Raw genomic sequence first — 24477 nt, 5'->3', positions numbered from 1 at the left:
AGGGGAATCCATGCGATTCCGGAATGCAGCGCTGCCAATGAACACGGCGGTGGCCGCGTGACGAATGTGACGCCGGGGTGGTACCCCGACACCGAGATTCCCGGTCGCCTGCGCTGGTGGGACGGCCGGCAGTGGACGAACGACGTCGCGCCGTTGCCGCCCGCTCCCACCGTGACCACCCCGCCGCCGCCGGCGACCCGCCGTGAGGCACGCAGCCGGCTCTCGCGCGTGCCGACCTGGGGCTGGATCGTGGCGGGGCTCGTGCTGCTCGTCGCCCTCTGGCTGCTCGCCCCCTTCGTCGCGATGGTCGCCCTCGTGGTGCTCATCACCGGAATCGTCGCGCTCGCGCGCAACGCTCCGACCTGGCTGCGGTTCCGTTCGCGCTCGAGCGCGGCGATCTGGACGGTCGTCGCCGTCGTCGCTTTCGCGATCGCAGGAAGCATCACCACGGTCACCTCGCCCGCGAAGACGACCCCGGTCGCCCAGCCGGCGCCCGTCGCCACCGCGTCGGCGACGCCGTCGCCCACAGCCACGCCCACGGCATCCGCCACCCCCTTCGCCGACGACCAGGCCGCCCTCGCCGCGTTCGCGGGGCAGGCGGGTACCGTCGCCGACGCCTCGGTCACCACCGACAAGATCGCGCTCGCGGCGCTCGACACCCTGGCCGTGAAGGGCCGCGCACCCAAGACGGGCTACGACCGCGACGAGTTCGGCCAGCGCTGGCTCGATGTCGACCGCAACGGATGCGACACCCGCAACGACATGCTCGGTCGGGATCTGACGGATGCCGTGCGCGCGGGCACCTGCCGCGTGACCGCGGGAACGCTCACCGACCCGTACACGGGTGCGAGCATCGCCTTCGTCCGCGGTCAGGGGACCTCCGAGCTCGTGCAGATCGACCACGTCGTGTCGCTCTCGGACGCCTGGCAGAAGGGGGCGCAGCAGCTCACCACAGACCAGCGCGCCAGCTTCGCCAACGATCCCCTGAACCTGCTCGCCGTCGACGGATCAGCCAACGCGCAGAAGGGCGACGGGGATGCCGCCACGTGGCTCCCCGCGCAGAAGTCCTTCCGCTGCACCTACGTCGCCACGCAGATCGCGGTCAAGGCCACGTACGGACTGTGGGTGACTGAAGCGGAGCGCGATGCGATGAAGCGGGTGCTCGAGGCGTGCCCCGACCAGAGCCTGCCGACCTCGAGCTTCGCGGCGCCCGCCCCCGCCCCCGCTCCCGTCGTCGAGCCCGAGCCGGTCGTCGCGCCCGAACCGGTGGTCGTCGAGCCGGCTCCGGCGCCCGCGGAACCCGCCCCGGCCCCGGTCGTGGAGGCACCCGCCCCGGCTCCCGACGTGTACTACGCGAACTGCACCGAGGTGCGTGCTGCGGGAGCGGCGCCGATCTACGCCGGTCAGCCCGGCTACAGTCGCAAACTCGACCGTGACGGAGACGGTATCGCCTGCGAGTGATCCCGCGGGGCTGGTCGCCGCGGGCGCCGGCGTCAGCTCCGGCCCGACTCCGCGTGCAGCACCTCGGCGAGCACGTCGAGCCCCCGGTGGGCGTCGGCGTCGCCGATCACGGCGGGCGGCACGACGTGCACCCGGTTGTCGGCGAAGAAACCGAGCACGCCGCGCTCGAGCATCGCGGCCTTGATGGCCCCGATCCGAGCGGTCGCGAGGGGCTCGCGCGTGGCCTGGTCGGCGACCAGCTCGACCGCCCAGAACACGCCGCGCCCGCGCACCTCGCCGATCAGCGGCGACTCCGCGGCCACCTGCCGCAGACGCGGTCCGATGACGTCGGCGCCGACGCGACGCGCGTTCTCGATCACGCCCTCCTCGGCCATCGCCTCCTGCGCGGCGATGATGGACGCCGCGGCGAGCGGGTGCCCGGAATACGTCAGGCCGCCCGGGAAGACCCGGTCGTCGAACACGTGGGCCACGGCATCCGAGATCACCACGCCACCCACGGGCACGTAGCCCGAGTTGACGCCCTTCGCGAAGGTGATCAGGTCGGGGCGCACGTCGAACGCGTCGAAGGCGAACCACTCGCCCGCCCGCGCGAACCCGGCCATGACCTCATCGAGGATCAGCAGGATGCCGTAGCGGTCGGCGATCGCGCGCACGCCGGCGAGGTAGCCGGGCGGGGGCACCAGGACGCCGGCGGTGCCGGGGATCGTCTCGAACAGGAATGCGGCGATCGTGTCGGGGCCCTCCGCCTGGACGGTGCGCTCGAGGTGGCGTAGCGCGCGCTCGGTCTCCTGCTCGGGCGTCTCGGCCCAGAACTCGGTGCGGTAGAGGTAGGGGCCGAAGACGTGGACGTGTCCGCGGGAGTACTCGTTCGGCATCCGTCGCCAGTCGCCGGTGGCGACGATGGCCGCTCCCGTGTTGCCGTGGTACGAGCGGTAGTGCGACACGATCTTGTCGCGGCCCGTGGCCAGGCGCGCCATGCGGATCGCGTTCTCGTTCGCGTCGGCGCCGCCGTTGGTGAAGAAGACCTTCGAGAACCCCTCGGGCGCGCGCTTCAGCACGAGCTCGGCGGCGTGCGCGCGGGTCTCGTTCGCGTGGGCGGGGGCGACCGTGGTCAGCTGCGCGGCCTGCTCCTGGATGGCCGCGACGACGCGCGGGTGCTGGTGCCCGATGTTGACGTTGACGAGCATGCTCGAGAAGTCGAGGTAACGTCGGCCGTCGGCATCCCAGACCTCCACACCCGAACCCCCGGCGAGGGGGAGCGGAGCGAGCGTGCGCTGCGCCGACCACGAGTGGAAGACGCTGCGGCGGTCGCGCTCGCTGATCTCGGCGTTGCGGGTGGTCGTGTCGGCAGTCGTCATGCCACCAGTGTGGGCGCGCCGCACCGTGTCGGGGAGCGCCGATCTGTCGGTAATCTCGCAGAACGATCGACAGTTTGGCCCGCCATGCCCGCGACCCTCCGCACCCTTCTCGACGACCAGTCGTTCCCCCTGCGCGTCTTGACCCGGCACGACGACGAGGCCCTCGATCGCCCACTGTCGTGGGTGCACAGCTCCGACCTGCTCGATCCCACTCCCTACCTCGAGGCGGGGAACCTGTTGCTGACCAACGGGGCCCAGTTCTCCGCCCATCCGGATGCCGCAGACGCCCTGGCCTACTGCCGACGTCTGCGCGCGCTCGGGGTCGCGGGTCTCGGCTTCGCGACCGACATCATCCACCATCGCGTGCCCGAGGCCGTGGTGCGTGCGGGGGAGGCCGCCGACCTGCCGGTCGTGGAGATCGCGGACCGTGCGCCGTTCATCCGGATCATCCGCTTCGTCGCCGACATCATCGCGGCCGAAGGCGCCGCGCGCCTGTCGTGGCTGCTCGACGCGCAACGCGCAGTGGCGCGCGCCGCGGTGCGCGACGACGGGCTGCGCGAGATCCTCGCCACGCTCTCGCGTCTGCTCGACGCGTGGGTCGAGCTGTACGACGCCGTCGGCGGGCGCCTGTCGTCGCCGGGTCTGCGCGCGGCGCCCCCCGACGTCGAGGCGGAGGTCGGCCGCGACGTGCGGCGCCTGCTCGAGCGGCGCACCGCGGCGAGTCTCGTCGTGCCGTCGGCCGGCCACGCGCTGGTGCAGACGATCGGGCAGAGCGGGCGGCTGCGCGGCGTGCTCGCGGTGGGCGGGCCCGAGCCGCTCGACCCTGCGGGGCGGGATCTCGTCGCCTCGGTGGTGGCGCTGGCGAGCATCGCGCTCGAGCAGCAGCGCGGACTGCAGTCCGCGCTGCGCGGGGTGCGCGCGGGCGTCATCGACCTGCTCGTCGACGGGCACGGCGACACGGCGCGGCGGGTGGCCGGGTTCGCGCTCGGCGGGCTGCCCGTCGAGCCCTACCTGGTCGGTGTGGTGCGCGGGGCCGGAGCGCTGCCGGGGCTGCTCGACGAGCTCGACCTCGTCTCGAGCGATCCCGCGCGCCTGTTCTCGGCCGAGCGCGGCGACGACGTCATCGTGCTCGCGGCCGACGGGGCGACGTCGGCGCTCGCGGCGCTCGTCGAGCGGCGCGGCCTCCGCGCCGGAACCGCGCGTCACGACGCGGGCGACGACCTCGCCGCGAACCTGCGCCGCGCCGCGCACGCGGCTCGCAACGCCGAAACCGGCACCCTCCGCGCCTACGACGAGCTCGCGGGACGCGGTCTGGTGGGGGCGCTGCGCGAACGCGGCGGCGAGGTGCTGGCGCGCTCCCTCCTGCAGCCGCTCGAGGTGGTTCCGGCTCCCGAGCGGGAGCGCCTGCTCGCGTCGGCGCGGGTCTGGCTCGACGCCAACGGCGCCTGGGATCCCGCGGCGCGGAGTCTCGGCATCCACCGCCACACCCTGAGGGCGCGCGTGGCCCACCTCGAGCAGGTGCTCGAGCTCGACCTGTCGAGCTTCGCCGCGCGAGCCGAGCTCTGGGCGGCGCTGGAGCTCGCCGAGGGCTGAGCGGACGCCCTCGCGCGCGTGAGGGGTCGCTGTCCGTCGCCCCGTCGCGCTCTCGGCGACAGTTCTCGACTCCTCACGGACCAGCCACGGCATCCGGACCGATCGCTCTGCGCCCTCGGAATCCGCGCGTGAGGGGTCGTTTTCTGTCGCCCCGGCGCGCTTCGGGCGGCACTTCGTGACCCCTCACGCGAGGGCCGGGTCCCGCTCGCGCGTGAGGGGTGTTTCTTGTCGCTTGGGCGCGTTCCCGGCGACACTTCTCAGCCCCTCACGCGCGAGAACGACGGATGCCGCGACCCCGCGCCGTCGAGGGGGCGGGGCCGCGGCATCCGGAGCGGGCGCCTCAGCTGTTCTGGGGGAAGCCGAGATTGATGCCGCCGTGGGTGGCCGGGTCGAGCCAGCGGCTGGTGACGGCCTTCTCGCGGGTGAAGAAGTCGAAGCCGTGCACGCCGTAGGCCTTGGCATCCCCGAACAGGCTCTTCTTCCAGCCGCCGAACGAGTGGTACGCGACGGGGACGGGGATGGGCACGTTGATGCCGATCATGCCGACCTGCACCTCGTGCTGGAAGCGGCGGGCGGCTCCGCCGTCGTTGGTGAAGATCGCGGTGCCGTTGCCGAACTCCCCGCTGTTGATGAGCGCGAGGCCCTCCTCGTACGTCTTCACGCGCACGACCGAGAGCACCGGGCCGAAGATCTCCTCGGTGTAGGCGCGCGAGGTGGTCGGCACCTCGTCGAGCAGCGTGGGGCCGAAGAAGAAGCCCTCCTCATGCCCGTCGACCGAGAAGCCACGACCGTCGACGACGACCGTCGCACCGTCGGCCTCGGCGATGTCGACGTACGAGGACACCTTGTCGCGGTGCGCGCCCGAGATGAGGGGCCCCATGTCGGGCTCATCGGCATCCGCGCCGTTGCCGATGCGCAGTTTCGCGATGCGCTCGGTCACCTTCGAGATCAGCTCGTCGGCGACGGGGTCGACGGCGAGCACCACCGAGACCGCCATGCAGCGCTCGCCCGCCGCGCCGAAGCCGGCGTTGACCGCGGAGTCGGCGACGAGGTCGAGGTCGGCGTCGGGGAGCACCAGCATGTGGTTCTTCGCCCCGCCGAGGGCCTGTACGCGCTTGCCGTTCTTCGACGCCGTCTCGTAGATGTACTGCGCGATCGGGGTGGAGCCGACGAACGAGATCGACTGCACCTCGGGGGCTTCGAGCAGTCCGTCGACGGCGACCTTGTCGCCCTGCAGCACCGTGAAGGCGCCGGCGGGGAGACCCGCCTCTTTCCACAGGCGTGCGAGCCAGAGCGAGGCGGACGGGTCCTTCTCGCTCGGCTTCAGCACGACGGCGTTGCCCGCGGCGAGGGCGATGGGGAAGAACCACATCGGCACCATCGCCGGAAAATTGAAGGGGCTGATGATGCCGACGACGCCGAGTGGCTGCTTGAGCGAGTAGACGTCGACACCGCTCGAGGCGTTCTCGCTGTACGCGCCCTTGATCAGGTGCGGGAAGCCGGTCGCGAGCTCGACGACTTCCTGGCCGCGGGCGATCTCGCCCATCGCGTCGGAGAGCACCTTGCCGTGCTCGGCGGTGAGGATCTCGGCCAGCTCGCTCTTGCGCGCGTTCAGCAGCTCGCGGAAGGCGAAGAGCACGCTCTGGCGCTTGGCGATCGAGTAACCGCTCCACTCGGCGAAGCCGCGGGTGGCCGAGGCGATCGCCGCCCGGATGTCGGCCTCGTCGGCCAGGGCGACGTGCGCCTGCACCGCACCGGTGGCGGGGTTGTACACGGGGGCGGTGCGTCCGCCCGTGGGGGCGCTCTCGGCGCCGTCGATCCAGTGCGCGATGACGGGGAGGTCGTGGTCGGTCATGCCCCCAGTAAACGGCCGTCGTCCGCGCGACGTGGCTGCCAATACGGCGCAGGGTCGCCGTGAGAGAGGACAGAACGGCAGAGGCCAGTCTGGGAGCTCGCGATGAACGTCGTGCTGATTTTGAGAACGATTATCAGCAGCGATACGGTTGTCCCCATGACCCGTCGCCTTCTCGCCCCCGTCGTCCTCGGGGCGGCCTCCGTCCTCGCCCTCGCCGGATGCGCCGGCACCACGGCCTCGAGCGGCTCCACCGCCGACGCCGCCGGAAAGGTCACCGTCGTGGCATCCACCGACGTCTACGGCTCGATCGCGGAGGCGGTCGGCGGCGACTTCGTCGATGTGCAGTCGATCATCACCTCGCCCTCGCAGGACCCGCACGAGTACGAGGCGAGCGCGCAGGATCAGCTCACGCTGAAGAACGCCGGCCTCGTGATCGAGAACGGCGCGGGCTACGACTCCTTCATGGAGTCGCTCATCGAGGCCAGCGGCACCACCGCCCCCGTGCTCACCGCGGTGGAGTACAACCATGACTACCCCGGCGCCGAGGGGCACGACGACAGCGGGACCCCCGAACCCGCCGAGAGCGCCGACGACCACGACCACGCGCACGACGAGGGCGACGGGCACGATCACATCGAGGGCTTCAACGAGCACGTCTGGTACGACCCGCACACCATCGAAGACCTCAGCGCGGCGATCGCGGAGCAGCTCGGCGAGCTCGCCCCCGACCACGCGGCCGACTTCACGTCCAACGCCGACGCGTTCACGCAGCAGATTGCCGGCCTCGAGGACTCCCTCGGCCAGATCGAGGCGACGGATGCCGGGGCGAAGGTGTTCGTGACCGAGCCGGTGCCCGTGTACCTCATCGAGGCGGCCGGTCTCGACAACGCGACCCCGAACGAGTTCAGCGAGTCGGTCGAGGAAGGCCAGGACGTGCCGCCGGCGACCCTGCTGGAGTCGCTGCAGCTCATCGACTCGGGTGAGATCCGCCTGATGATCGTCAACCCGCAGACCGGCGGCGCCGAGACCACGCAGGTCGAGGACGCGGCGAAGGCCGCGAACATCCCCGTGATCGAATTCACGGAAACGCTCCCCGAGGGTCAGACTTACATCTCGTGGATGCAGAGCAACATCTCGGCGCTGTCCGACGCGCTGGCGGCGTGAGCGCGGCCGCGCCCCTGCGCATCCGCGGTGCCGCCCTCGAACGCGGCGGTCGCGAACTCTGGGCCGGGCTCGACCTCGAGGTCGAGCCCGGCGAGCTCGTCGCCGTCCTCGGACCCAGCGGTTCCGGGAAGACCACCCTGTTGCGCGCGATCCTCGGCCTCGAGCGCCTGAGCGCCGGCTCGATCGAGGCGCTCGGTGCGCCGGTGCGTCGGGCCGGCAATCGCCGTATCGGCTACATCCCCCAACAGCGTCCCCTCCCTCGCGAGACGCCGCTGCGCGGGCGCGACATCGTCGGTCTCGGCGTCGACGGGCACCGGCTCGGCCTGCCGCTGTCGCGGAAGAAGGACCGCGCCCGCATCGACGAGCTGCTCGAGGCCGTCGGTGCGACGGACTTCGCCGACCGCCCGGTCGGGCTGCTCTCGGGCGGCGAGCAGCAGCGGCTGCGCGTCGGCCAGGCCCTCGCCGACGACCCCGCCCTGCTGCTGTGCGACGAGCCGCTGACGAGCCTCGACCTCGCCAATCAGCAGGCCGTCGTGCGATTGATCGACCGCCACCGTCGCGAGCGCGACGCCGCGGTCCTGCTGGTCACCCACGACATCAACCCGGTCCTGTCGCGGGTGGATCGCATCCTGTACATCGCCCACGGCCGCTTCACGCTCGGCACCCCCGACGAGGTGCTCACCACCGAGACCCTCTCGGCGCTCTACGGGGCGCCGGTCTACGTCGTGCGGGCGGGCGGGCAGCTCATCGTCGTCGGAGCCCCGGATGCCGACGAGGCCCACCACCATCACCACGACGAGGACGACGCATGAACTGGTCCGACGTCGGCGACGCCCTGTTCGGCGGGGTGAGCCAGTACGGCGCGATCCTCGAGCTCGTGCAGAACTCCGTTTACGCCGGCGCCATCCTGGGCCTCGTGGGCGGACTCATCGGCGTCTTCGTGATGCAGCGCGACATGGCGTTCGCCGTGCACGGCATCAGCGAGCTGTCGTTCGCGGGGGCGGCTGTCGCGCTGCTCATCGGCGTCGACGTCGTCTCGGGCTCGATCGTCGGCTCGCTCATCGCCGCCGCCCTCATCGGGCTGCTCGGCGCCCGCGCGCGCGACCGCAACTCGATCATCGGCGTGCTCATGCCGTTCGGCCTGGGTGTCGGCATCCTGTGCCTGTCGCTCTACAACGGACGCAGCGCGACGCGGTTCAGCCTGCTGACGGGCCAGATCGTGTCGGTGCAGAGCGGACAGCTCGGGTGGCTCGTCGTGATCGGTGTGGCCGTGCTCGTGGCGCTGCTGCTCATCTGGCGCCCGCTGCGCTTTGACTCGCTCGACCCGCAGTCCGCCGCCGCGCGCGGCGTGCCCACGACGGCGGTGTCGCTGGGATTCATGCTGCTGCTCGGGCTCATCGTCGCCGTCGCGGTGCACATCATCGGCGCCCTGCTCGTGATGGCGCTGCTGGTCACCCCCGCCGCGGCGGCCATGCGGGTGGCATCCGGGCCCCTGTCGGTGCCGCTGCTGGCGGCGCTGTTCGGGTTCGTCTCGGCGGTCGGCGGTGTGCTGCTGGCCGTCGCGGGCACCCTGCCGGTGAGCCCGTACATCACCACCATCTCGTTCGCGATCTACCTCGTCTGCCGCGTGATCGGCGCGCGCCGCGACCGCACCACGCGGGCGCTCTGAACGCGCGCACGACGGCGGGCCCTCCCGTGCGACGGAACGCGTCCCGCACCCAGGCGATTCACCGAACCGCTCGATAGACTCGCCGCCATGGTCCAGCGCAACACGTGGCAGCGCGAACGCGTGCGCGAAGCCCTTTCCGGCGCCGGCGGCTTCGTCAGCGCGCAGTCGCTGCACGCGACGCTGCGCGACGAGAACACCGGCATCGGCCTGGCCACCGTCTACCGCACGCTCGCCGGCCTCGCCGCGCGCGGCGACGCGGACTCCCTCCAGAGCCCCGACGGCGAGAACCTCTTCCGCGCGTGCGAGACCCGCGGCCACCACCACCACCTCATCTGCCGCTCGTGCGGCAAGGCGGTCGAGATCGCGGCGACCGACGTCGAGGAGTGGGCGCAGCGCACCGCGGCCCAGCACGGCTTCAGCGAAGCCGAGCACGTCGTCGACATCTTCGGCATCTGCACCGACTGCGCCCGTGCTCGGGCTCGCGAGCGTGGCGACGAGTAGTCGCACCGCGCCGCCCACGCGTCGGCGCTCCGCCGCCCCCCGCTCCGGCGGCTCCCGCACCCTCGTCGCCCTCGGCCTGGGTGTCGTCGTGGTCACCGCACTGTTCCTCGTCGACGCGTTGGCTCCCACCTTCTTCTCGCAGCCGCTGCCGACCCGCGCGCAGGACGGCCTGACGCTCGCGCTCAGCGTGCTCATCGAGTCGCTGCCGTTCGTCATCCTCGGCGTCGTGCTCTCGATCATCGTGCAGGTGTGGGTGCCGCCGGGCGCGATCGAGAGATGGATGCCGCGCGCGCCGTGGGCGCGCCGCGCGGTGCTGTCGCTGCTGGGCATGTTCATCCCGGTCTGCGAGTGCGGCAACGTGCCCTTCGCCCGCGGCCTGCTCATGCGCGGGTTCGGCGTGAGCGACACGCTCACCTTCCTCGTGGCGGCGCCGATCGTGAATCCGATCGTCATCATCTCCACGCACGCCGCGTTCGGCTTCAGCGACGGCATCCTCGTCGCACGTCTGATCGGTGGGTACCTCGTCGCCAACCTCATCGGGTGGCTGTACAGCCGGCATCCGGATCCCGACAAGCTGCTGACCGAGCGCTTCCTCGAGACGTGCGAGATCGTCGTGCAGGAGCGCGGCGACCGCGGCCGCCGCTCCCTCGCCCAGTTCGTCGTCGAGCTGCGGTCGGTCATGCCGGCGCTCATCATCGGTTCGCTCCTCGCGGGGGCGGTGCAGGTGCTCGTGCCCCGCAGCGCCCTGCTGGCGATCGGCTCGGACCCCGCCCTGTCGATCGCGGCGATGATGGTGCTCGCCCTCGTGGTGTCGCTGTGCTCGAACGTCGACGCGTTCTTCGCGCTGTCGTTCGCCTCGACCTTCACGCCCGGTTCGATCGTGGCCTTCCTGGTGGTCGGTCCGATCATCGACCTGAAGATGATGGCGCTGCTGCGCACGACCTTCACGACCCGCGTACTGGCGGGGATGACCGTCGTCGTGGTGCTCTTCGCCTTCGCACTCGGAACGGTGGTGAACCTCCTTGTCTAGAACCAGTGCGCTCGCGACCCGCTGGCTCGGCGTGGGGCTGACGGTCTGCCTGTCGATCACCACCATCACGCTGTGGGCGACGGGCCGCATGTCGCTGTACATCAATCCGGATTCGGCGTGGTTCGCGGTGGGCATGTCGGTCGTGGCGCTCGTGGGGGCGATCGCGTCGTTCGCCCTGCCGCTCGGCGCGGAGGCCGATCACGGCCACGACCACGAGCACGGTCATGCGCCGGCCGGCGCTTCGGCGCGCCGGGAGGCCTTCGCCCACGCCGACCACGAGCACAGCGATCCCCTCGACGACCACGATCACGCCGCGCACGACCACCTTGCCGCTCGTCCCCGCCTGACGCCGGGTGGGATCGCCGCGTTCACGGGAGGGGTGCTGGCCTCGGGCGCGGTGATCGCTGTGCTCCTGACCCCCGCGGCCTCGCTGTCGGCCGAGCTCGCCGTCTCGCGCGACATCGGCGCGCCGCCGCTGTTCGCCGGTTCCGACGTCGTGACCCTCGCGGCGTCCGGGGACACCTCGAAATTCGGCATCGGCGACTGGTCGGCCGTCTTCGCGCACGCGACGAATCCCGAGACCTTCGACGGCAAGCCCGTCACCCTCACCGGCTTCATCACCCCGGGCGGTGACGGCGCCACCTTCGACCTGACGCGCCTGGTGATCACGCACTGCGTGATCGACGCGCAGACCGCCCGTCTGCCGATCGCGGCCTCCGTCGACGCGCCCTCGACGGGGCAGTGGGTCACGGTGACCGGGACCGTGCGCTCGAGCGCCGACGGCGCACTCGAGGTGCGTGCCGACGAGGTCGCCGCGATCGACGAGCCGGCGGATCCGTATGAGTACTGACCGCCGGGCGGGGGAGTCCCGCCGCTCGCGCGCGCGCAAGAGGCGCGGCCGCGGCTTCGCGGTCGCCTTCGCGGCGGTGCTGGTCGGACTGATCGTCGTCGGCGGAGTAGGCGGAGTCGTCGCCGTCGCCCAGGGGCCGCGCGTCACCGACGTCCAGGTCGACCCGGCGGCCGGGGTGGCGGCTTCGGGCTCCCGTGTCATCCTGACCACGACCCAGTCGCTCGAGACGGTCGACCCCTCGCAGGTCGAGGTCGAGCCGGCGACCCCCTTCACCGTCGATACCTCGGGTCGCAGCGTGGGCGTGCGCTTCACCCTGCCCCTGCGCGACGACACCGACTACCGCATCACCGTCACCGGCGTGAACGGCCTCGGGGCGGGCCCCGCGTCCACCCTCACCGAGACCTTCCGCACGCCGCCGCTGCAGGCTTATCTGATGCAGCGCGGCACCCCCGAGGGTGACACGATCTTCCGTACCGACCTGAAGGGCGAGGCCGGTCTTCCCGTCTTCGTGCACCCGCACATCGAGGACTTCCGCGCGACAGCGAACCACCTCGTGATCTCGGTGCGCGACGGCGACACCGCCCGGGTCATCGTGACCGACCCCGACGGGAAGAACGAGCGCGACATCACCCTCCCGGGGCCCGGATTCGTCACGAACCTGCAGTCCGCCGACCGTGGCGAGCGCATCGGTTTCACCTTCTCGGACGCCGACCTGGGCACGGCGGGCGGACGCGAGAGCCGTCTGTTCACGGCGTCGGCCGCCGACGACGCCCCGCCCACCGAGGTCGGCCTGAACGGCGGCGACGTGCGCATCGCCGACTACCGCTTCGTGCCCGACACCGACAGCATGCTCGTGCTGACCTTCGACTCGCGCCTCCTGCTCACCGACGCCCAGGGTGGGAATGCGGCCCCACTGGGCAGTGCCGTGTCGATCGACGGCATCGCCCGCGGGTCGTCGGTCGCGGTCGTGGAGCGGCTGGAAGGCATCCGCGAGATCGACCTCACCGACGGCTCCGAGCAGGGACTCGTCGAGCCGGTCGATCCGCCGGGCCTCGCGGGCCGGGCCACCCCCGTGCCGGGCGCGGGAGCGGGCACCATCCGTCCGTTCGCCGACATCAGCTCCGACGGGGTGTCGCGCTCGACGATCGTGGCGCACGTCGACACCGACGGAACGGTCCGCCCGCTGCTGAACGTGCCGGGCTCCGACACGGTGCTGCAGACCTGCGTCTCGCCCAGCGGACGCTATGCCGCCGTGCTGGTGGCGCCGCGCGCCGTGGACAACCCCTTCGACCGTTACCAGCTGCCGCTTCCGCAGCGTCTTCTCACCCACCTCGTCGAGGTCGACACCGGCCAGGAGGTCGTGGCGCTGCAGGGCTTCGACCTCTCGTGGTGCCAGGTCCCGCCGCAGTGACGCACCCCGCGACCCGCGCCGAGCTCGCCGACCTCCCCGTCGAGGTCGCGCCGCGGTTGCTCGGCGCCCTCCTCGAGACCGTCATCGAGGGGGAGCGCGTCGTCGTGCGCCTCACCGAGGTCGAGGCTTACCACGGGCGCGGAACGGGCGACCGGCCCGATCCGGGCTCCCACGCGCGCATGGGCCCCACCGCGCGCAACGCCACGATGTGGGGGGAACCCGGCCACCTGTACGTGTACCTGAGCCATGGCATCCACTCCTGCGTCAACGTGGTCTGCGGGCCCGACGGGGTGGCCGGCGGAGTGCTGCTGCGCGGCGGCGAGATCGTCGAGGGCGCGGAGATCGCCGAGCGGCGCCGTCTCGAACGCCGCGGCGCCGTGCGGGCGGCGCGTGATCTCGCCCGCGGCCCCGGACGCCTCGGCGACGCGGTGGGCCTGCGGCATCCGGTGCACGACGGCATCGACGCGGTCACCGGTGCAGAGCGGGCGGGGGCGCGAGCGCGACTGCTGCTGCCCGACGCACCGCCGGCGGTCGTGGCGACCGGACCCCGTGTGGGCGTGGCGGGCATCGCCGGCACCCATGCGTTCCCGTGGCGCTTCTGGATCGAGGGGGATGCCACGGTCTCGGCGTTCCGTTGGGGGCGCGGAGCCGCCGAAGCAGCCGAAGGAGGGGGCTGAGCGCGCCGAAGCCATCGGTGGTCGTGGGGTCCGGTCCCTTCGGCGGGCGTAGGACCCCGGTTCGATGGCCTGATCAGGTCAAGCCGACACGCCGTGCTAGACTGACCCCTTGTCTGCGCGCACTCCAGCACGCAGTTCGCATCCCACCTTCTGATCGCGGTGTTCGTCCGTGCGCAGACGGGGTGCAGACAAGGGATCTTGGGTGGCACCGTCCGGTGTCACGGTACAGAAGGAGACATCACCATGGCAGCAGTGTGCCAGGTGACTGGAGCGGTTCCCGGCTTCGGTCACAACATCTCGCACTCGCACCGCCGGACGAAGCGCCGCTTCGACCCGAACGTGCAGAAGAAGACCTACTTCGTTCCGTCGCTGGGTCGCAACATCAAGCTCAACGTTTCGGCGAAGGGCATCAAGGTCATCGACGCTCGCGGCATCGAGTCCGTCGTCCGTGACCTGCAGGCGAAGGGCGTGAAGCTGTAATGGCGAAGAAGGCTCAGGACGTCCGTCCGATCATCAAGCTGCGTTCGACCGCCGGCACGGGATACACCTACGTGACGCGCAAGAACCGCCGCAACAACCCCGACCGCATCGTGCTCAAGAAGTACGACCCCGTGGTCCGCAAGCACGTCGACTTCCGAGAGGAGCGCTAAGCACATGGCTAAGAAGAGCAAGATCGCGCGCAACGAGCAGCGCAAGGTCGTCGTGGAGCGCTACGCCGCGAAGCGCGCCGAGCTGAAGAAGACCCTGGTCGACCCCACCGCGACCGACGAGGCCCGCGAGGCCGCCCGCGTGGGTCTGCAGAAGCTGCCCCGCAACGCGTCGCCCGCGCGCGTGCGCAGCCGCGACGTCATCGACGGCCGCCCCCGTGGTGTCCTCACGAAGTTCGGCGTCTCGCGCGTCCGCTTCCGTGACATGGCCCACCGTGGCGAGCTGCCCGGTGTGACCAAGTCCAGCTGGTAAGCACCAGCGATCCGTTCGAAGGGCGGGGGTTCCGAAAGGGCCCCCGCCCTTCGGCGTCTCGACGGGGCTCGGCCGCGGGCGGGTCTCACCTCTCGAGGCGGGTCAGCCGCTCGACCGCCTCCGCGCGAGTTCGGACATCGAGTTTGTGGTAGATGGAGCGCACATGGCTCTTCACCGTGTTCAGCGAGACGCGGCGCTCCCGTGCGATCTCGGCGAGACTGACCGGGGTCGCCAGAAGTGAGGCGAGGGCGCGCTCGCTTGGAGTAAGCGACGCGGAGGCCGCCGTGGCGACGCGTTCCGAGTCGGGTAGGGCTGCGTGGGCGAGCGCGGCGCGGAGTGCCGGTGCGACGGCCAGGAGCTCGTCGTGCCCGTCCATCGCAATGTCGACGAGGACTTGTGTCTCGTGACGGGGAAGCATCAGAAACGGCGCCGCCGGCAGACCGGTGCGTGCGATGAGGAGAAGTGCTGCTTCCATCGTGTCCCTGGCGCGGCGAGGATGACCGAGACGATTCAGGGCCAGCGCGCGTCTCGTGAGGACGGGAATCAGCGTGCGCAAGCAGTGGTCGGTGCCCGACGCTGCGCAGGCTTCGGTCTCGTTCAGCAGGTCGCGCTCGCGTCCGAGGTGCAGGAGAGCCGCCGCTCGCTGCATCGAGAAGCAGATGCTGTGTCCCTCGGGACTCTCGTACGGCTCGAGCATGGCGAGTGCCTGGCGATGCTCGCCCTGGGCGACCAGCAGGTCGGACGTCGCGCACACCAGGGAGTGACGCACCATGCGGTGGCTGCTGTGCCGGAGAGTGCCACCGAGGAGGCGTCGACTCCCCGCGCGTCCCGCGGCGAAGTCGCCGCTGAGCATCTCGGCGACGGCGTCCATCGCGTCTGCCGAGAACGCTGTGTGCGGATCGTCGGACCGCGCCTTCGCCATCCTCGTCGACGCGCTCCGCAGTCGGGGGACGTCGATTCGTGCGGCGGCGACGTATGCGTGCGCGAGCAGCAGCAGGTAGTCGGTCTCTTCGTGCGGCCAGCCCTCGTTCCCGAAGAGTTCCTCCGCCGTGGCGATGTCGGATTCCGCCGACTGATACTCGCCGTTCAGGGCGTGTGCGAGTGCAGCGAGGGACAGCGCCCGATAGCGCAGCGAGAGCGTATCGGCGAAGAGAAGGGCCTGGACGCTGAAGCGCGCCCCCATCTGCGGCCACCCGATCGCGCTGCAATACTCGCCCGCGCTCGCGTACAGCTGAGATCGCACACCCGAGCTCAAGGTACCGGGGCGGGTGAGTCGCCCGCCCTCGAAGTGGCGGGTGATGAGATTCATCCCTCCATCGAGTGCGTCACGACGGGCACGTGCAGCGAGGCACGCGGCGAGATCGATCGCGTTGGCGTCCGTCCACGACACCGGCGGGGCCGGCGGTTGCGTCTCAGCGAGCAGCGCCAGATCGCGAAGGAGGGGGACGCCGTGACCCGGGGCGAGACGGGCGACGGTCGCGATCGACGCCGCTTCGAGGCCGGCTCCCGGCTCCCCCGGCGCCCGTTCACCGGCCATGCGAACTCCTTCGCGCCGCGTCGATGTCGAGCGCGCATCCCGTCACAGAGCCTCCGACGCGCCCCGCTATGCGGCCGTCGGGCCGACTGCCGGACCGACCGCGGAGAACCCGGCGGGTCGCGGTACGTCCCGCGGTTGCCCGGCCGGCGCGGCGGCCACGTCGGTAAGTGGGCGTCATCTCTCGAGTGAGCGGGAGAGGACCTCGACCGCTGCGCGACGCCCGCCGACTCCCAGCTTCGTATAGATCGACCTCGCCTGGCTCTTGATCGTGTTCACCGACACCCCGCGCGCGTGAGCGATGTCGGGCAGGCTCATCGGCGTCGGCAACATCGCGGCCAGTTCGCGCTCGGCGGCCGTGAGCCCTGCATCCGCCCGGGTCGCGGGTGCTGCCCGGGGCGGTGCGGCGACCCTGTGCAGGGCACGGCGGATCTCGGTGATCTCGTCCTGCAAGGCGGGGCGGGAAACGGCGACCGCGTCGAGGAGCGTTCGCACCTCGTCGTGGGGCAGCATGACGAACGGCAGGAGCGAGACACCCGCCCGTCCGAGGAGCAGCAGTGCTGATTCGAAGCTCTGCGTCGCGCGTCGCGTGTCTCCCAGGCGATGGAAGGCCACGGCGCGGCGGACGAGGAGAGGGACGAATATTCGCAGGTTGTGGTCGTCCTCGTCGGTCGCGCACGCCTCCGTCACGGCCAGCACCTCGCGTTCTCGTCCCAGACCCAGCAGGCTCGCCGCGCGTTGCGAGGGCAAGCAGATGCCGTGCACCGGCATGCTCTCGTGCTGCTCGAGCAGGGAGAGGGCCTGCGCGAACTCCCCTCGCGCGACGAGGATGTCGCTGTGGAGACACAGGAGGTTCTGCCGGGGGAAACTGTGGCTGCTGAGGCGCCGACTGCTGTGGAGCAGCGCCGAGCTCAACGCGAAAGCCTCGGCGAATTCGCGTGCGAACAGATGAGCGGTGACGTCGGCCATCCCGGCCGTGAAGATCCAGTAGGGGTCATCGGGGTGGGTGGAGGTCATCTGACTACTGGCCTCCCGCAATCGCGTGACGTCGGCACGAGACGTGGCCACGGCGATCTCCGCCGCGAAATGTCCGTAGTTCTGCTCCAGCGCCGGCCACCCCTGGGATTCGAAGATCTGCTGCGCGTGACGGATCTCCGTGTCGGCGGCGGCGAATTCCCCGTTCATCGCCTGATGAAGGGCGATGAGGGTCGTCGTGCGGTAGAGGAGGGCGGGAGTGTCGGCGAACAGCCGGGCTTCCGCGGCGAAACGAGCGCCCATGAGGGTCCACCCCAGGGCGCCGCTGTATTCCGCGACGCAGGCGTAGAGGTCACAACGTACGCCGGCTGACAAGGAGGCGGGCTGGCGCAGACGCACGCCGTCGAAGTATCGGGAGACCAGGTGTGAGCTTTCGCCGAGCGCATCCTGACGCGATCGCGCCACGAATTGGGTGGCGAGGGTCAACGCCGCCGAGTCCGTCCAGACGGCGGGCGTGGGGATCGGCTCCGACTCGGCGATGAGGGCGAGGTGGCGGACGGAGGGCACGCCGTTTCCGGGCGGGACGCGTGCGGCCGTTGAGGCGATCGCTGCGTGCAGTACGCGGCGCGCGTCCATGGACGACGGGGATCCGGGCATCCGTACCTTTCGGATGGGGTCTGCTGTCGAATTCCAAGGGCCTCGACGTGGTGGCGACATACTAGCGTCGCCCCTCGGCTGCTCGTGACCTCGATGCGGGCGGCGGGCGGAACAGTGGGTGGAGCCTGCCCGAACCTCGCCCAGGGATGCCGCGCAAATCACCCGGTAAGGCGCAGGAGTCCCCCGAGTCGAGTCGGTGAGCGTCATCGCAAGGGCCGCCGGAGACCCCCGCGGCGGTGTTCCACCTCTGTCGTGCCGTGACACGCCGAAGAGAAAAAGTCGGAGATCGCTCAAGATCCGCGTGATTCCGCGGTTCGGTTGATACTGTCGAGGCGGTCTCCCGACCACCGAGGAGAATTCCTCCTCGTCCGCGTAACGAGAGGCGACGCCCGTCGTCGCCTGGAGGACAAACCACATGGCCGACAAGTCCATCACCAAGACCGAGCTCGTCGCGAGCATCGCCAGCGCGACCGGGCAGAGCCAGTCCGCCGTGTCGGGCGTGCTCGACTCCCTCTTCTCCACCGTCTCCGAGGCGGTCGCCAAGGGCAGCAAGGTCTCGATCCCCGGCTGGATCGCCTTCGAGCAGGTCGCCACGTCGGCTCGCACGGGCCGCAACCCGCAGACGGGTGAGGAGATCTCCATCCCCGCCGGCAAGCGCGTCAAGGTCACCGCGGGTTCGAAGCTGAAGGCCGCCGTCAAGTAAGACGACACCGAATCATCGAGGGGGGATGCTCAGTGGCATCCCCCCTTCGTCGTCCCCGCGCGACGTAGGCTGGCAGGGTGAATCCCCGACTGCTGCGCGTGGCGGGACCCGGCATCCTGATCGTGGTCTCGCTGATCGCCGTCGTCGCGGGCCTCGCCTATGGCGGGGGAGCGGTGGCGCCCCAGCTCGCCGACCCCGGACCGGTGGTGCGATGGGGGCTCCCGATCGCCACGGTGGGGGTCAACCTCGCGGCGGCAACCATGGTCGGCTCTCTCGTGCTGGCGCTGTTCGCTTTGAAAGCCGGGGAGCGCCCGTTCGAGATCGCCCTCGACACGGCCTCGATCGGTGCGGCGGTTTTCACCGTCGCCGCAGCGGTGACGGGCTATCTGACGTTCCTGAACGTCCTGAACGCCAAGCCCACGCTCGATGCGGTCTTCGGCCAGCAGCTCGGGCGGTTCCTCGTCGAGAGTTCCGTCGGCCAGGCATGGCTGGTCACCACCATCGCGGGCGCGGTGCTCACCGTGCTGACCTTCGCCGTCCGCTCCTGGATCCCGACGATGCTCGTGGCGATCCTCGCGCTCGCCGCGCTCGTTCCGATGGGCACGCAGGGGCACACCGGCGCCGAGACCAGCCACGACGCCGCGGTCACCTCGCTCGTGCTGCACATCATCGCCGCGGCCGTCTGGCTGGGCGGCCTCGTGCTCCTCGTCGTCCTGCGGCCCGCGATGACGCGGCCGCAGCTGCAGACGGTCCTGCTTCGCTACTCCTCGCTCGCCCTCGTCGCGTTCATCGTGGTGGCGATCTCGGGGACCGTCCGCGCCTCGATCGGCCTCCAGGGGCTGCAGAACCTGTGGTCCGCCTACGGTGTGCTCGTCCTGGTCAAGGTCGGGGCGCTCCTCGCGATGGGCGTGCTCGGCGCCTGGTACCGCCGCCGTCTCATCTCCCGCATGGGCGGAGAGAACGGGTCGCGCCGCTTCTGGGGCGTCGTGTCGCTCGAACTGGTGTTCATGGGGATCGCCAGCGGTGTCGCCGCCGCTCTGGCGCGCACCCCTCCTCCCGGCGAGGCGTCGCTGGTGGGCACCTCGCCCGCCGAGGTGCTGACCGGGAGCCCGCTGCCGCCCGATCTCACCTTGGAGCGCTGGTTCACCGCGTACAACGTCGACCTGCTGTGGACGCTCGTCGTGGTGGGCGGGCTGTTCTTCTACCTCGCGGGAGTGTGGCGGCTGCTGCGCCGCGGCGACTCGTGGCCGGTCTACCGCACCGTGCTGTGGTGCCTCGGCATGCTCGGCGTGTTCTGGGTGACGTCCGGGCCGGTCAACGTCTACCAGGACTACCTGTTCAGCATGCACATGATCGGGCACATGCTGCTGTCGATGGCGATCCCGCTCATGCTGGTCGCCGGGGCGCCGGTGTCGCTCGCGGCCCGCGCGATCCGCAAACGCGACGACGGCACCCGCGGCGGCCGGGAGTGGATCCTGTGGGCCGTGCACAATCCGGTCGCGAAGGTGCTGACCAACCCCTATGTCACGGCGGGTCTGTTCATCGGCTCGCTGTGGGCGTTCTACTACACCGACCTCTTCCGCTGGTCGCTCTACGACCACGTGGGACACATCTGGATGGTCGCGCACTTCCTCGTCGTGGGGTACCTGTTCGTGCTCAGCCTCATCGGCATCGACCCCGTCCCCTACCGGCTGCCCTACCCGATGCGCCTGCTCATGCTGATCGCCGTCATGGCGATGCACGCCTTCTTCGGCATCGCGATCATGATGAACTCGGGGTTGATGGTCGCCGAGTGGTTCGGCGCAATGGGACGCACCTGGGGAGCGACCCCGTTGCAGGACCAGTACGTCGGCGGCGGCGTCGCGTGGTCGGTGGGCGAGATCCCGACGCTCATCCTCGCGATCGCGGTGGCCATCCAGTGGAGCCGCAGCGACGAGCGTCAGCAGCGGCGTCGCGACCGCCACGTCGATCGCGTCGGCGATCTCGAGCTCGACGCCTACAACGAGGAGCTCGCCCGTCTCGCCGAGCGCGATGCGCGGGTAGCTGCGCACGGCGGCACCTGAGCCCGCTCAGTCGGACGCGCCGCCCACGAGGATCGACGCGGTTCCGTCGGGGAGCACGCTGATCTGGCCGTCGACGCGGAATGGCACGTCCTCCTCGACGGTGCGGACGCTGCCGTCGAAGATCGAACGGATGTCGACGTCGATGTGCGCGACGGCCTTCGCCGAGGGGATGCGCCATCCGGCGCCGTCGGGGACCACGGTCACGACCGGCTGCTCGACGATCGACCACGTCGGCGCCCCGTCGATCCGGTTGCGCACGGTGTAGCCGAAGGGGCACCCGGTGGGCTGCAGCACCTTCTGCTCGGCGCAGGCGGTGAGGAAGTCCTCGACGCGGTCCTGCACGACCTCGATGAACTCCTCGGTGGGTTCGGCCTGGACGTCGATCGGGATGCCGGCCAGCGGCGCATCGGCGAGCACCGCGACTCCCGGGGTCGCGGAGATCGCCGTGTCGACGGCGACCGAGTAGAGACCGGGGGAGAACACGAGCAGGGGCACCGCGGCCGAGGGGTCGGCGTCGGCCTGATCGATCGACACCTGCCGTTTGTCGACCTCGAAGCCGTTTACCGAGAAGCGCATCGAGCCCAGGACGGTCAGCTCCATGACGGACAGGGGACTGCGGGCGAACCGCCACCGGGGGAGCACGCCCTCGCCCGGATCGTGCTCGATCGCGAAGGTCGTGGTGCCGGCGTATCCGCCGGCGGTGTAGGTCACCGTGACCCGCGTCTCGTCTCCCGCCACCGTCTCATCGGTCACGGTGGCATCCGTCAGGGGCATGAGGGCCTCGGGGCGTAGGAGCGCCTCGGAGGCGGTGGCCGGAAGCCCCAACGCCTCCAGCTCGGCGGAGTCCACGGCCACGCCCGGCACCGCCAGGGCCTCAGCGGTGCGGCGGTCCTGCAGCAGTTCGAGGTAGTGCAGCACGAAGGCGCGCGGGCTGTAGAACTCGCGGTACAACGAGGCGGCTCCCGCGCCGAGAGCGGCGACGAGCAGGGCTGCGATGAGGATCATCACGGGGATCTCGCGTCGCAGGCGCGAGCGCGCACCGACGACGCTCCTGGGCGTCGCGGGCCCCCCGCCTGCGTTGTCCACGCCCCCAGTGTAGGAAGTGCGGCTGGGGAGGTGCCGCGCGCGTCACCGCGAGACGCGCGATTGCACCACGGCGACGGCCGCGAGCTGGCCGCCCGCGATGGCGGCGGCGAGGGAGAACAGCGGGCCCGGGAGGTGGTCGGGCTGCGCGATGTCGCCCACGGCGTAGACGCCCTCGACGCTCGTGCGGCCGAACGCGTCCGTCCGCACTGCCCCGGAGTCCTGCCGCTGCACGCCCAGCCGCTCGAGCAGATCGCCGCGGGGTCGCGAGGTCGGAGCGACGAACGCCCCCGCGACCTCGAGCGCGGAACCGTCGTCGAGGACGAGCCGCAGACCCTCCGGTTCGCCGACGACCTCGCGCACACCGGCGGGATCGACGATGTGCACCTCGGATGCCACGGGCTCGAGCATGCGCGCCAGGACCGACGCGTGATCGGACCCGTTGACGACGGCGACCGGGCGTCCGGCGAATTCGTGGCCGTGGCAGAAGGGGCAATTGGCCACCGTGTCGCCCCAGTGCGCGGCGAGGCCCGGGATCGGCGGGAGCTCGTCGGCCACCCCCGTGGCGAGGATGACGGCGTGGGTGCGGTGCTCCTCGCCGTCGACGACGACCCGCAGGTGGCCGTCGCCCGGCACGACGTCGGCGGCGACGGCATCCCTCGTCTCGACCGTGTCGTAGGCGGCGATCTCGGCGCGCGCGATGCGGCGCAGCTCCGCCGGGTCGCGGCCGTCGTTAGTGAGCAGGTTGTGCGCGTGGCGCACGGTCGCGTTGCGGTATTCGCCCGAGTCCAGCAGCAGCGTGCGCCGGTGCATGCGTCCGAGGGTCAGGGCCGCCTGCAGTCCCGCGGGGCCGCCTCCGATGATGATCGCGTCGTACACGATGAGCTCCTTCCGGTTGCGTTCCGCTCCATCGTGTGACTTCATGTCGACATGAAGTCAAATGGCGAATCCATCGGCGATGCGGCCGCGCGGTTCGGCCTCGACACCCACGTGCTGCGGCACTGGGAGGACGAACGCCTGCTCGATCCCGCGCGCGACGCGGCGGGGCGACGCCGCTTCGGCGAGGACGACATCGTGCGCATCGCGGTGATCCTGCGCAACAAGGCGGCGGGTCTGTCGCTCGAGCAGATCCGCGTCCTGCTCGACGAGGGGGCGCCCGACCGGCACCGCGTGCTCGAGGGGCACATCGCCGAGCTCGATCGACGCGCTGCCGACATCGCCGAGGCGCGCGCGATGACCGAGCACGCGCTGCGGTGCCGGTCGCACGACATCACGCAGTGCCCACGTTTCCGCAGCCACGTCGCCGACGTGCTGTCGGGCCAGGCGCGGTGGCTGCTGGACCGCACGGAACCGCGGGGCGGCCCGCTGCCCGCGTGAGATCGACCGGCACCCGAGGAGATCGGGTGCCGGTCCGCATCCCGACGCCCGCCGCGCCGTCGGCGCCCGGAGGAGATCGGGCGACGGTCCACAGGGCCGCCCGCCGCGCGCGGCGCGAACTAGCATGAACCGGTGACCACGCCGCCCCTCTCCGCCGAGCAGCAGGCGCTGTTCCGGCTGATCGAGGACACGCGCGAGCACGTCTTCGTCACCGGCCGCGCGGGCACCGGCAAGTCGACGCTGCTGCAGCACCTGGCGTGGAACACCAAGAAGCAGATCGCGGTGTGCGCACCCACGGGCGTGGCGGCGCTCAACGTCGAGGGCCAGACGATCCACTCGCTCTTCCGCCTGCCCATCGGTCTGATCGCGAACGGCGACATCGACCAGAACGACGCGACCCGCAAGATCCTCAACGCGATCGACACGCTCGTGATCGACGAGATCTCGATGGTCAACGCCGACCTGATGGATGCCATCGACCGTTCGCTCCGGCAGGCCCGCGGTCGTCGTTCGGAGCCTTTCGGCGGCACGCAGATCGTGATGTTCGGCGATCCGTACCAGCTGGCGCCGGTGCCCCCGCGCGGAGACGAGGCGCGCTACATCAGCGACCACTACCGTTCGTTCTGGTTCTTCGACGCGAAGGTGTGGTCGGGCGAGGCCGCGACCGACGGGCTGATCGACATCGGCCGACACGGGGCCGACCTGCACGTCAACGAACTCGTCGAGATCCACCGGCAGTCCGACCCGGGATTCAAACAGCTGTTGAACGCGGTGCGCTACGGGCGCGTCACGGCCGAGATGGCCGGCATCCTGAACACCGCGGGTGCGCGCACGCCCCCGCATCCGGCCGACGGCGAGCACCCGATCATCACGCTCGCCACCCGCAACGACCGCGTCAACACCATCAACCGTCGCCACCTCGACGAGCTCATCGGGCGCACGCAGACCGCGAACGCCGAGATCTCGGGCGACTTCGGTCGGGGCGAGGCCAACTACCCGGCGGAGATGGAGCTCACGCTGAAGGTCGGGGCCCAGGTGATGTTCCTGCGCAACGACGGTGCCCCGTTCGGCGAGGCCCCGCGGTGGGTCAACGGCACGATCGGTACCGTCACGCGCATCGCGGGAGACAGCGTGCGCGTCGAGGTCGACGGGGTCGAGCACGACGTCGAGCCCGCGGTGTGGGAGAGGTACCGCTACGCCTACGACCCGGGCACGAAGAACCTCTCCCGGGAGATCGTCGCGGAGTTCACGCAGTTCCCGCTGCGTCTGGCCTGGGCCGTCACGATCCACAAGTCGCAGGGCAAGACCTACGACCGCGCGGTCGTCGATCTGGGCGCCGGCGCCTTCGCCCCCGGCCAGACGTACGTCGCCCTCAGTCGCCTCACCTCGCTCGACGGGCTGTACCTGTCGCGGCCGCTGCGCCCGAGCGACATCCGCGTCGACGAGGACGTGCGCCGCTTCATGAAGCAGGCCTGGCTCGCGCGCCAGGACGCGGCCGCGCAGAAGGCATGACGGCGTCGCGTTGTAGGGCGGGGTCGCACGCCGGAGCGCCCGCG

Annotated in this window: 23 protein-coding genes; 17 read left to right on the top strand and 6 right to left on the bottom strand. The window is 71.0% G+C overall.

Features of this window, described 5'->3' with window-relative positions; genetic code table 11:
* Positions 1–57: 57 nt before the first annotated feature.
* Positions 58–1461, top strand: coding sequence for a GmrSD restriction endonuclease domain-containing protein (locus B0B15_RS01800; RefSeq protein WP_076673016.1), 1404 nt, complete (start codon positions 58–60; stop codon positions 1459–1461).
* Between the two features lie 32 nt (positions 1462–1493).
* Here B0B15_RS01800 and B0B15_RS01795 read toward each other — a convergent pair whose 3' ends face one another.
* A complete protein-coding gene (locus B0B15_RS01795) occupies positions 1494–2819 on the bottom strand; it encodes an aspartate aminotransferase family protein (protein ID WP_076673015.1) in 1326 nt (441 codons plus the stop codon).
* A gap of 84 nt (positions 2820–2903) precedes the next feature.
* Here B0B15_RS01795 and B0B15_RS01790 point away from each other — a divergent pair, with 84 nt between their 5' ends.
* Entirely contained in the window at positions 2904–4412 is a 1509-nt protein-coding gene (locus tag B0B15_RS01790) for a PucR family transcriptional regulator (RefSeq protein WP_076673014.1), read from the top strand.
* Positions 4413–4752: 340 nt separating this feature from the next.
* Here the strand turns inward: B0B15_RS01790 and B0B15_RS01785 are convergent, their stop codons facing one another.
* Entirely contained in the window at positions 4753–6267 is a 1515-nt protein-coding gene (locus B0B15_RS01785) for a CoA-acylating methylmalonate-semialdehyde dehydrogenase (RefSeq protein WP_076673013.1), read from the bottom strand.
* Positions 6268–6423: 156 nt separating this feature from the next.
* On the opposite strand from B0B15_RS01785, the gene B0B15_RS01780 reads away from it, so the two are divergent.
* The 11 genes from B0B15_RS01780 (at position 6424) to rpsN (ending at position 14529) form a co-directional block, all read left to right on the top strand.
* Positions 6424–7431 (top strand): metal ABC transporter solute-binding protein, Zn/Mn family, encoded by a 1008-nt coding sequence (locus B0B15_RS01780; RefSeq protein ID WP_076673012.1) that lies wholly within the window; start codon positions 6424–6426, stop codon positions 7429–7431.
* Entirely contained in the window at positions 7428–8243 is an 816-nt protein-coding gene (locus B0B15_RS01775) for a metal ABC transporter ATP-binding protein (RefSeq protein WP_076673011.1), read from the top strand. Before B0B15_RS01780 ends, B0B15_RS01775 begins: the two co-directional genes overlap by 4 nt.
* On the top strand, positions 8240–9100 hold the full coding sequence (locus tag B0B15_RS01770) for a metal ABC transporter permease (protein ID WP_076673010.1): 861 nt from the start codon (positions 8240–8242) through the stop codon (positions 9098–9100). Before B0B15_RS01775 ends, B0B15_RS01770 begins: the two co-directional genes overlap by 4 nt.
* Positions 9101–9187: 87 nt before the next feature.
* Positions 9188–9601: a Fur family transcriptional regulator gene (locus tag B0B15_RS01765; protein ID WP_076673009.1), complete on the top strand. Its 414-nt coding sequence runs from the start codon at positions 9188–9190 to the stop codon at positions 9599–9601.
* The gene (locus B0B15_RS01760) at positions 9588–10631 is read left to right on the top strand and encodes a permease (protein WP_076675075.1); all 1044 of its coding nucleotides are present in this window, start codon (positions 9588–9590) and stop codon (positions 10629–10631) included. Before B0B15_RS01765 ends, B0B15_RS01760 begins: the two co-directional genes overlap by 14 nt.
* A complete protein-coding gene (locus B0B15_RS01755) occupies positions 10624–11481 on the top strand; it encodes a TIGR03943 family putative permease subunit (RefSeq protein ID WP_076673008.1) in 858 nt (285 codons plus the stop codon). Before B0B15_RS01760 ends, B0B15_RS01755 begins: the two co-directional genes overlap by 8 nt.
* The gene (locus B0B15_RS01750; protein ID WP_076673007.1) at positions 11471–12892 is read left to right on the top strand and encodes a hypothetical protein; all 1422 of its coding nucleotides are present in this window, start codon (positions 11471–11473) and stop codon (positions 12890–12892) included. Before B0B15_RS01755 ends, B0B15_RS01750 begins: the two co-directional genes overlap by 11 nt.
* Positions 12889–13569, top strand: coding sequence for a DNA-3-methyladenine glycosylase (locus B0B15_RS01745; RefSeq protein ID WP_076673006.1), 681 nt, complete (start codon positions 12889–12891; stop codon positions 13567–13569). The genes B0B15_RS01750 and B0B15_RS01745 overlap by 4 nt, the downstream gene beginning before the upstream one ends.
* A gap of 243 nt (positions 13570–13812) precedes the next feature.
* Positions 13813–14049 carry a 50S ribosomal protein L28 gene (rpmB, locus tag B0B15_RS01740; RefSeq protein ID WP_055832508.1) on the top strand — a complete coding sequence of 79 codons (237 nt, stop codon included), beginning with the start codon at positions 13813–13815 and terminating at the stop codon, positions 14047–14049.
* Complete coding sequence (gene rpmG, locus B0B15_RS01735) at positions 14049–14219, top strand: 50S ribosomal protein L33 (protein WP_013584775.1); 171 nt, start codon at positions 14049–14051, stop codon at positions 14217–14219. Before rpmB ends, rpmG begins: the two co-directional genes overlap by 1 nt.
* Before the next feature lie 4 nt (positions 14220–14223).
* Entirely contained in the window at positions 14224–14529 is a 306-nt protein-coding gene (gene rpsN, locus B0B15_RS01730) for a 30S ribosomal protein S14 (protein WP_013584776.1), read from the top strand.
* Between the two features lie 85 nt (positions 14530–14614).
* On the opposite strand, the gene B0B15_RS01725 is transcribed toward rpsN, so the two are convergent.
* Positions 14615–16066: a helix-turn-helix transcriptional regulator gene (locus tag B0B15_RS01725; RefSeq protein WP_076673005.1), complete on the bottom strand. Its 1452-nt coding sequence runs from the start codon at positions 16064–16066 to the stop codon at positions 14615–14617.
* A 174-nt stretch (positions 16067–16240) separates the two neighbouring features.
* A complete protein-coding gene (locus B0B15_RS01720; protein WP_179078790.1) occupies positions 16241–17695 on the bottom strand; it encodes a helix-turn-helix transcriptional regulator in 1455 nt (484 codons plus the stop codon).
* A gap of 415 nt (positions 17696–18110) precedes the next feature.
* Between B0B15_RS01720 and B0B15_RS01715 the strand changes: the two genes are divergently transcribed.
* On the top strand, positions 18111–18398 hold the full coding sequence (locus B0B15_RS01715) for an HU family DNA-binding protein (protein WP_013584778.1): 288 nt from the start codon (positions 18111–18113) through the stop codon (positions 18396–18398).
* Between the two features lie 77 nt (positions 18399–18475).
* Positions 18476–20461, top strand: a complete 1986-nt coding sequence (locus tag B0B15_RS01710; protein ID WP_076673003.1) for a bifunctional copper resistance protein CopD/cytochrome c oxidase assembly protein — start codon at positions 18476–18478, stop codon at positions 20459–20461.
* A gap of 6 nt (positions 20462–20467) precedes the next feature.
* On the opposite strand, the gene B0B15_RS01705 is transcribed toward B0B15_RS01710, so the two are convergent.
* Both B0B15_RS01705 and B0B15_RS01700 read right to left on the bottom strand, forming a co-directional pair.
* Positions 20468–21547 carry a hypothetical protein gene (locus B0B15_RS01705; protein WP_076673002.1) on the bottom strand — a complete coding sequence of 360 codons (1080 nt, stop codon included), beginning with the start codon at positions 21545–21547 and terminating at the stop codon, positions 20468–20470.
* A 42-nt stretch (positions 21548–21589) separates the two neighbouring features.
* Positions 21590–22468 carry an NAD(P)/FAD-dependent oxidoreductase gene (locus tag B0B15_RS01700; protein ID WP_076673001.1) on the bottom strand — a complete coding sequence of 293 codons (879 nt, stop codon included), beginning with the start codon at positions 22466–22468 and terminating at the stop codon, positions 21590–21592.
* Between the two features lie 6 nt (positions 22469–22474).
* On the opposite strand from B0B15_RS01700, the gene B0B15_RS01695 reads away from it, so the two are divergent.
* Positions 22475–22921 carry a MerR family transcriptional regulator gene (locus tag B0B15_RS01695; RefSeq protein WP_076673000.1) on the top strand — a complete coding sequence of 149 codons (447 nt, stop codon included), beginning with the start codon at positions 22475–22477 and terminating at the stop codon, positions 22919–22921.
* A 132-nt stretch (positions 22922–23053) separates the two neighbouring features.
* Positions 23054–24433: an ATP-dependent DNA helicase gene (locus tag B0B15_RS01690; protein WP_076672999.1), complete on the top strand. Its 1380-nt coding sequence runs from the start codon at positions 23054–23056 to the stop codon at positions 24431–24433.
* Positions 24434–24477: the final 44 nt, after the last annotated feature.

This window comes from Microbacterium sp. RU1D, from assembly GCF_900156435.1.
Taxonomy (GTDB): domain Bacteria; phylum Actinomycetota; class Actinomycetes; order Actinomycetales; family Microbacteriaceae; genus Microbacterium.
The sequence above is the reverse complement of the archived record's forward strand: the minus strand, read 5'-3'. Positions and strand labels throughout refer to the sequence as shown.